The sequence below is a fragment of the Fictibacillus fluitans genome (assembly GCF_030418125.1).
GTDB classification, from domain to species: Bacteria; Bacillota; Bacilli; order Bacillales; family Fictibacillaceae; genus Fictibacillus_C; species Fictibacillus_C fluitans.
Genome location: NZ_JAUHTR010000015.1, coordinates 84,530 through 92,088, shown reverse-complemented (window position 1 = coordinate 92,088; position 7,559 = coordinate 84,530). Strand labels below are relative to the sequence as shown.

9 protein-coding genes are annotated in these 7,559 nt (G+C 44.7%); 4 read left to right on the top strand and 5 right to left on the bottom strand.

Annotated features, from left to right (window positions below):
• Positions 1 to 5 precede the first annotated feature (5 nt).
• A complete protein-coding gene (gene pdaA / locus QYB97_RS20730) occupies positions 6 to 821 on the bottom strand; it encodes a delta-lactam-biosynthetic de-N-acetylase (RefSeq protein WP_301167934.1) in 816 nt (271 codons plus the stop codon).
• An 83-nt stretch (positions 822 to 904) separates the two neighbouring features.
• On the opposite strand from pdaA, the gene QYB97_RS20725 reads away from it, so the two are divergent.
• Positions 905 to 1,168 carry a hypothetical protein gene (locus QYB97_RS20725; RefSeq protein WP_301167933.1) on the top strand — a complete coding sequence of 88 codons (264 nt, stop codon included), beginning with the start codon at positions 905 to 907 and terminating at the stop codon, positions 1,166 to 1,168.
• A 7-nt stretch (positions 1,169 to 1,175) separates the two neighbouring features.
• On the opposite strand, the gene QYB97_RS20720 is transcribed toward QYB97_RS20725, so the two are convergent.
• Positions 1,176 to 2,720, bottom strand: a complete 1,545-nt coding sequence (locus QYB97_RS20720) for a fumarate hydratase (protein ID WP_301167932.1) — start codon at positions 2,718 to 2,720, stop codon at positions 1,176 to 1,178.
• A 98-nt stretch (positions 2,721 to 2,818) separates the two neighbouring features.
• Positions 2,819 to 3,010, bottom strand: a complete 192-nt coding sequence (locus QYB97_RS20715; protein ID WP_301167931.1) for an SE1561 family protein — start codon at positions 3,008 to 3,010, stop codon at positions 2,819 to 2,821.
• A gap of 166 nt (positions 3,011 to 3,176) precedes the next feature.
• On the opposite strand from QYB97_RS20715, the gene yfkAB reads away from it, so the two are divergent.
• Both yfkAB and QYB97_RS20705 read left to right on the top strand, forming a co-directional pair.
• On the top strand, positions 3,177 to 4,286 hold the full coding sequence (yfkAB, locus tag QYB97_RS20710; RefSeq protein WP_301167930.1) for a radical SAM/CxCxxxxC motif protein YfkAB: 1,110 nt from the start codon (positions 3,177 to 3,179) through the stop codon (positions 4,284 to 4,286).
• A gap of 112 nt (positions 4,287 to 4,398) precedes the next feature.
• Positions 4,399 to 4,728 carry a winged helix-turn-helix transcriptional regulator gene (locus tag QYB97_RS20705; protein WP_301167929.1) on the top strand — a complete coding sequence of 110 codons (330 nt, stop codon included), beginning with the start codon at positions 4,399 to 4,401 and terminating at the stop codon, positions 4,726 to 4,728.
• Positions 4,729 to 4,760: 32 nt separating this feature from the next.
• On the opposite strand, the gene QYB97_RS20700 is transcribed toward QYB97_RS20705, so the two are convergent.
• Both QYB97_RS20700 and QYB97_RS20695 read right to left on the bottom strand, forming a co-directional pair.
• Positions 4,761 to 5,576: a YfkD famly protein gene (locus QYB97_RS20700; RefSeq protein WP_425589832.1), complete on the bottom strand. Its 816-nt coding sequence runs from the start codon at positions 5,574 to 5,576 to the stop codon at positions 4,761 to 4,763.
• Between the two features lie 99 nt (positions 5,577 to 5,675).
• Positions 5,676 to 7,025, bottom strand: coding sequence for an MATE family efflux transporter (locus tag QYB97_RS20695; RefSeq protein ID WP_301167928.1), 1,350 nt, complete (start codon positions 7,023 to 7,025; stop codon positions 5,676 to 5,678).
• 100 nt (positions 7,026 to 7,125) lie between these two features.
• Here QYB97_RS20695 and QYB97_RS20690 point away from each other — a divergent pair, with 100 nt between their 5' ends.
• Entirely contained in the window at positions 7,126 to 7,542 is a 417-nt protein-coding gene (locus QYB97_RS20690) for a pyridoxamine 5'-phosphate oxidase family protein (RefSeq protein WP_301167927.1), read from the top strand.
• The last annotated feature ends 17 nt before the right edge of the window (positions 7,543 to 7,559 follow it).

Genomic DNA, 7,559 nt, shown 5'->3' with positions numbered 1-7,559 from the left:
AAGCCTTATCGAAGGCTTTTTTCTTGAGCTGGTTTCTTTGTCTGGTTGTCCATTTTCAAGTCATCAAGGCTTTTGAACGTATAGCCTCGCTTTCTCAAATCATCAATGGCTTTGCCCAGTGCCTCTGCATTATCCCTTGAAACTGTGTGAAGGAGCAGGATGCAGCCCGGGTGAATCTGTTTCATGATGTTGTTGTAGGAATATTGCCAGCCGCGCTGCCGGTTCACTTCCCAGTCAACAAACGCCAGCGACCAAAATACATGCCGGTATCCCAGTTGCCTGGATACGGAAATTGACTGTTCGCTGAACACTCCACGTGGAGGACGAAGATAATGCATATCATCTCTGCCCGTGATTTTCTGATATTTTTGCTTAACCGATTCCAATTCCTCTTTCATGCGGCCAGCACTGATTTGTGTCATATCAGGATGGTGGTTTGTATGATTTCCGACAATATGGCCTTCCTTTGCCATACGCAATATCAAGTCTGGATGGGTGTTGATAAAATGTCCGGTGACAAAGAAGGCGGCTGGCACCTTTTTTGCCTTTAACGTATTCAAAACATCATCAGTGTAGCCATTTTCATACCCATTATCAAAGGTGAGATAAATGTCTTTTCTCTGCGGGTCTCCTAAAAAAAGACCGTCGTATTTCTCCATAAGCTGCAGATAACGCTGATCCGTAGTCGGCGGCACTTCATTCCCTTTCTTCTGAAAATACCACTCATGCCGGGTAGTTGAAGGCTGCAATGCATAAGCGGTATGAGTTGTTACCAGCAATATCGCACCGATCATCAGTGCGGATATTCCCCACTTTTTCATGGCGTTTCTCTCCTTCCTTGCTGAATTCATCCATACCTCTAGTTTTTATGTATGGATTAAAAGCATACAAGGAAGTCTTTGCCATGAAAAAAAGACCGGCAGCTTGGCCGGTCTTTTTGACAAAGATGTCTTTGATAGTGGTTGATTTCCGTTTCAGGATGCTCGCTTTCCGAGGGCGGGCGCTGAGCCTCACCGGTGCGAGCACCTACTTCCTCGTCGCAAGCTCCTGCGGGAACGGCGCAAGCGCCTCATTGGTCTCATCTGTCCCGCTTTTCCAGGAGTCTCGCACCTTACACTCCAATCAACTGGCAGTGAGGTTTCTTCAAAAAACTCCCGATCTTTATTAATTGCTCTTTATTTAAAAACAGGTTCTTTAAATTGCGCGAGTTTTTCCAGTGAGGAATTTTCCACGTCCTGGTGCAGGCTGTTGCCGTGGGAGTCCATGGTAACGACCGCGGTAAAGCCTTTTACGTTAATATGCCACATGGCTTCCGGAATACCAAATTGCATTAAATCAACGCCTTCTACTTTGTGCATGCACTCTGCATAATACTGCGCCGCTCCGCCAATGGCGTTCAAGTAAACACCGCCATGCTCGCCAAGCGCCTGAAGGGTCTTTTTGCCCATTCCGCCCTTGCCGATAACCGCACGGATACCGAACTTCTTCATAATATCGCCCTGATACGGCTCTTCGCGAATGGAGGTTGTTGGACCGGCAGCTTTAACCTCCCAGTTGCCTTCACCGTCTTTGGCCATAACCGGGCCGCAATGATAAATAATTTGTCCGTTCAGATCTACTGGTGCATCATGGTCGGTTAAATATTTATGAATGGCGTCACGTCCGGTATGCATCATACCGTTGATTGTAACAACGTCACCTACGCGCAGTTCACGAATTTGTTCTTCTGTGATCGGTGCTTCAAGTGTCACCTGGCGCACTTCCGTTTTTTCCTCGAGGGCCGCAGCGGCTTCTTCCTTCATTTTGTCAAAGTCGACGTCTTCGCCTTCTTGATACAGCCACTCTTGAATTTCACCAGTAGCCGGATCAAGCTTAACGCCTAAACGACGGTATGCCCAGCAATTATAGGCCACGGATACGAAGAAGCTGGCAGGAATACGGTTGATAACGCCAACTTTACATCCAAGCAGGGTGGTTTCTCCGCCAAAGCCCATAGTTCCGATGCCAAGCTTGTTGGCATTTTCCATTACGTATTCTTCAAGCTTTCGCAGGTTTTCATTCGAATTAACATCATCCGCGGAGCGGAACAGCATCTCCTTGGCAAGCTCGTAACCGCTTGTACGGTCTCCTCCGATGCCTACACCGATGAAACCGGCACTGCATCCCTGGCCTTGCGCCTGGTAAACCGAATGCATGATGCATTTTCTGATGCCATCAAGATCGCGTCCTGCACGGCCAAGCCCTTCAAGTTCAGCTGGAAGGCTGTATTGAATATTTTTATTTTCACATCCGCCGCCTTTTAGAATCAGGCGGACATCAATATAGTCGTTTTCCCATTGCTCAAATTTAATGACAGGCGTTCCCTCGCCAAGATTATCACCGCTGTTTTCGCCAGTGATGGAATCCACGGAGTTGGGACGAAGCTTCGTATCACTTGTCGCCTCGGCAACCGCTTTTTTAATCGCCTTTTTCATTTCGATTTGGTTGACGTTAACTGGTACTTTAATTTTAAAGGTCGGCAGTCCCGTATCCTGACAGATCGGTGAAACGTTATCGTCGGCCATTTTAATGTTTTTTGTAATCGTGTCTAACGACATTGCTGCTCGGGTGCCTGCATTTTCGCGAATTTTCGCTGCCGCGATGGCTCTGCGGACATCCTTTGGCAAATTTGTTGAGGTTTCCACGATTAGCTTATACATGCTCTCCTGAAACTTTTCCATGCTCTAACCCCTTTTATTATTTAAAAATAATTTGTATCGATTTAAACCAATACCATTATAACAAAAAGGTGAAAAGAGCGCTTACTTTTCGTTCCAATTTATTCTTTTTCCCAATTATTGCGGAATTGTTTGCACTTGAGTTCCAGATCATCGAGCATCCCGATGATACGGTCAATCTCTTCCACTCCCGCAGTTTCCGCATCAATTGAGTCCAGCACCTGCAGCAGCATGTCTACCCGATTTATAATGTAATCTTTTTGAGATGATTTATCTTCCACTGATTTACCCACATATACCTCTCCTTTCCCTCATACTGTATCAGAGGATTGAATCTGTGCCAATTAAATCCACACAGCCCTTTTTCTTTTGCAGCGATTGCGATATCATATGGTGTATTTATATAGATTGCGGAAACGTGATATTTTTACCCGTTTTATTACTAAAGGAGTTTTTTTTATGATGGTAAAAAAACCAATTTCCATCCAGCATGATCCCTGGGAAGCTTATTTGGATGTCGAAAAACACGGCACCATGCAGCTTTCCAATATCGAAGTCACGACAACAAATCTTTGCAATATGCGCTGCGCACACTGCGCTGTGGGATATACATTGAATGTGAAGGATCCGGAACCTCTGTCGCTTGAACTTCTTATTGGCCGGTTGGAAGAAATTCCTGATCTCCGGTCATTTTCCATCACCGGCGGAGAGCCGATGATGTCAAAAAAGTCCGTCGAACAATACGTTGTTCCTTTGCTTCGCTATGCGTCGTCACGGGGGGCAAGAACACAAATCAATTCTAACCTGACCCTTGACCTGGAACGTTATGAGCCTATTCTTCCCTACTTGGATGTTCTTCATATTTCCCATAATTGGGGCACCCTGGAGGACTTTGCCGAAATTGGTTTTGCCCAAATGGACCGGAAACCTTCATTTGAACAGCGGACCGCATTGTTTGGCCGGATGGTACATAATGCACAAGAGCTGACAAAAAGAGGCGTCCTTGTATCTGCAGAAACCATGCTGAACAAGACAACTCTGCCCCATCTTGAAACGATTCATAATCATATTCAGGAAATGGGATGCCAGCGCCATGAAATTCATCCTATGTACCCAAGTGACTTTGCCAGCTCACTTCAGGTGTTGTCACTGGAGGATACACGGTCGGCAATACACAGACTGCTCGATGTCCGCAATCCTGACGTGTGGATGCTGTTTGGAACCCTGCCTTTTTATCCTTGCTCTGCTTCAAATGAAGACACGGAATTATTAAAGCGGCTGTACACTGAGAAGAATGTAACCGTCCGGAATGATCCCGATGGGCGTTCCCGTCTGAACGTAAATTTGTTTGATGGGGAAATTATTGTTACTGACTTTGGCGATACTCCCCCACTCGGCAATATACAAACTACCTCGTTTCTTGAAGCTTATGAAGCATGGTTCAATACACCGGCAGCAAAATCGGTGAATTGCCATTGCCCGGCCGTCAAATGTCTTGGTCCAAATCTGCTGGTCAAAGACACGTATTACAAAGAAATTGATTTTACGACGCTTTCTTCCAATATATGACTAATTAAAAAGTTATAAACTTTACAATAGTAAGTTTTGGGAGTATCATCATAGGAAAGGCTATATTTAGTAAGCCTGATATTCGAAAGATCAATACAATGAGGTGAATTGTATGGATTACAACACAATGTGTCCCAGATATGAAGTAGCGATAGATATTATAGGAAAAAAGTGGACGGGTCTTATCATCCGTGTCTTATTGGGAGGATCAAGGCGGTTTAAGGATATTAAAAAGCAAATTCCCGAGATGAGCGACCGCATGCTTACGGAGCGCATGAAAGAATTGGAATCCGTGGGTATTGTTTCACGCCAGGTTTATCCTGAAACTCCGGTCCGCATCGAGTATTCATTAACCGAAAAGGGAGAATCCCTGAGATCCATCATTGAATCTATTCAATCCTGGAGCGAACAGTGGGTTGAAGACTGCGAGCTTCAAAAATAAAAAAGAACCAGCTTATGCTGGTTCTTTTTTATTTACATATTCGACGAATGAAATCTGAAAGAGACGTGTTCCTGCACCGGAATCCATGCTCCGATTCCCTGTTGGGTTACATTTTGCACTTCAATTTTCCGTTTGCTTCCTTTTAGGACGATATAGACCTCACCATATGTGACCCTGCCTTTTTCATTCACAGCCGGCACATAGCTGGCCAGGTAGCCAACTTGCTTTGGAGCAATATTGTATACATTGTTTTTCTTGGTACCCGCTCCAATATTCGTCTGAAATGAAAGGGGAAGTTTGGTTTTTTCTCCCGCAGCAATCATCATCATTTTCTTTACGGCATCACTGTTAGGAATTTCAGCAGTAAGGCCACCTGACACCCGTTTATGCGATTGCTGCTGATAGCGCAGCTGGGCAAGCGACTTGCCTCCCCTGTTGTCGAGCCTGTTCAAATTAATTTGCTGATATTCCCAATTGACCGATGACTCTGTAGATTGATATGAGAGTGGCCACACGCCAAGGAAAATTCTAGCTCTGTACCCGATGGCCAGTTTTGATGGATGAATCACAGATTCGTTCAGCATACGGATCAAATCCGGATTTGTTATGGCTACGTTGGATGTTTTCAGCATTGATTTTGCCAGTTTGCTCGGCTCAAGGTAAGGAAGGTCCTGTGCTGAGTTAGGATAGGTGTTTTCCTTTGAGATACTCACAACCGATCCAGGAACCCTCACACCTGCTGCAGCTGCGGAATGCGGCTGGACTGTCAGGGAAAAAATCATAATTATAACAAGGAATAAGGCGGCTGGGTTCCGATGTAAACCCGACACCAAAGTGTTCCGTTTCATGTGTTTTTCCTCCTTTTATATCCCTATTTTTTTCTTGTTGTAGAAATTTATCCATAAAGGGCTGATAACAAATTTTTACACAAAAAAACGCCCGCAAATTCAGGCGTCTTTTTTATGTTTTAAAATTCGGATGTCTTTCCATTTTCCCCATTTGTAATAAGCTATCGCATATACACTGCTGATGATAAAGCTTACTGACATGCCATAGGCTATTCCTTGTTCCCCGAACCATTTTGCAAATAAATAGGTGAGCGGGTAGCGAAGAACCCAAAAGGAAATGAGATTCAGGATCAGCACCTGCACCATGGCGCCAGATGCCCGGACAACGCCGTTCAAGACGAAATTAATACCGAGAAACGGATAAAAGAAAGCAATGCTTCTTAAATATTGAGCACCAAATTCAATGGTTTCTGCGTCCTTTACAAACAGGGAAATAAACCAGGGAGCTCCGGCAAATACTACACCGCTGATTAAAAAAGTCACACTCAAAATAAGATATATCCCATTGGTTGCCACCGCTGAAACCCTGTCCCATTTGTTGGCACCAATGTTCTGGCCTGCCATACTGTTTACGGCTGAGCCGAGCGTCATGGCCGGAAGCATGATCAGGCTGTCCATCCGCTGGGCGACCCCAAACCCGGCAACCACATCTTCCCCAAAGGAAGCAACAACGCTCATGATGGCAGCCACTCCACCCGATATCAGCAGCATCTGAAGTCCGGCCGGAAGTCCAAGGGCCGTAACTGTTTTTAAATAATAGCGGTCAGGGAGATGAGGAACTTCAAAAGGCACTTTGCCTGTTTTAATAGAGTGATACACTCCATACAGAAAAGCGACACCTTGCGAAAGGATTGTTGCGTAAGCTGCACCGTCTAATCCCAGCTTAAATCCACTGATAAACAAAGGATCCAGAATAGCATTTAGAATGACGGCAATCACGACAAACTGTACAGGTGTTTTACTGTCCCCCAATGCCCGGAGGATGGTCGAAATGAAATTATAGCCAAACAAAAACAATATTCCCGCAAAATTTATCTGAAGATAATTTACTGCCATGGGCATCACGGATTGCGGTGTTCCGAGAAGCTGAAGCAGCCATTCTGACGCAAAGAAACCGATAACACCAAGTAAAATCGCCAAGCATCCCAAAAGGGTCACAAAGGCATTCACCGATTTCTTAAGCCCCTCAGCATCATCTGCCCCCTTTTGCTGCGAAAGAACCGTCAGTGTGGCTCCGTTGATTCCAATAATAAACGACAATACGGCAAAAATGACCGTGGAAGATATTGAAATCGCTCCGACTTCCCTGCTCCCAAGGAGATTCCCGACCCAATAGCTGTCAATGATCTGAAAGGAAACCTGCAGGAGATTGCTCAGGAAAATGGGCCAGGAATAAAAAATCATGCTTTTAAACAGGTTGCCTTTTGTAAAATCGTGGCTAAGCGCCATGTCCTCTCTCCTCTCCTGGATCAAAAATCCGGTTCTGTGTTTACTCCCTTCAAATTTGTGGAACTATTTTAACAGGTGAAAATTGAAAGGAGAATTATTTATGAATCAGGAAGAATTTAAGCAAAAAATTAAAGATATTGTGGACTCAAATCCCATCGGCACCCTTTCCACCGTTTCACAGAACAAACCAAACGCACGGTACATGTACTTCCAACGTGATGATATTACCCTGTTAACAGCAACAAGTAAACAAACACATAAAGTGGACGAGATTGAAGAAAATCCAAATGTTCATGTTCTTTTAGGCTACACAGACTGGAACAGCCCTTATATTGAAATGCAGGGAACAATCAGAATTCGCGAGAAAGAAGTTATTAAAGAGGAATTCTGGGAGGATATGATGAAGAACTGGTTTACAGGTCCGGATGATCCGGATTTAATCATCCTGGAGATTCAGCCCACTTCATTCCGTTTGATGAATTCCAAGGAAAAAGAGCCCGTTACATTGGATATGTAATAAATCAGGAAAAGCAT

Coding starts and splice junctions, on each gene's coding strand:
- QYB97_RS20700 (WP_425589832.1), bottom strand. CDS start 5,576: ATGAAACGGAACACTTTGGTGTCGGGTTTACATCGGAACCCAGCCGCC.
- QYB97_RS20720 (WP_301167932.1), bottom strand. CDS start 2,720: ATGGAAAAGTTTCAGGAGAGCATGTATAAGCTAATCGTGGAAACCTCA.
- QYB97_RS20725 (WP_301167933.1), top strand. CDS start 905: ATGAAAAAAAGACCGGCAGCTTGGCCGGTCTTTTTGACAAAGATGTCT.
- QYB97_RS20705 (WP_301167929.1), top strand. CDS start 4,399: ATGGATTACAACACAATGTGTCCCAGATATGAAGTAGCGATAGATATT.
- QYB97_RS20690 (WP_301167927.1), top strand. CDS start 7,126: ATGAATCAGGAAGAATTTAAGCAAAAAATTAAAGATATTGTGGACTCA.
- QYB97_RS20695 (WP_301167928.1), bottom strand. CDS start 7,025: ATGGCGCTTAGCCACGATTTTACAAAAGGCAACCTGTTTAAAAGCATG.
- yfkAB (WP_301167930.1), top strand. CDS start 3,177: ATGATGGTAAAAAAACCAATTTCCATCCAGCATGATCCCTGGGAAGCT.
- pdaA (WP_301167934.1), bottom strand. CDS start 821: ATGAAAAAGTGGGGAATATCCGCACTGATGATCGGTGCGATATTGCTG.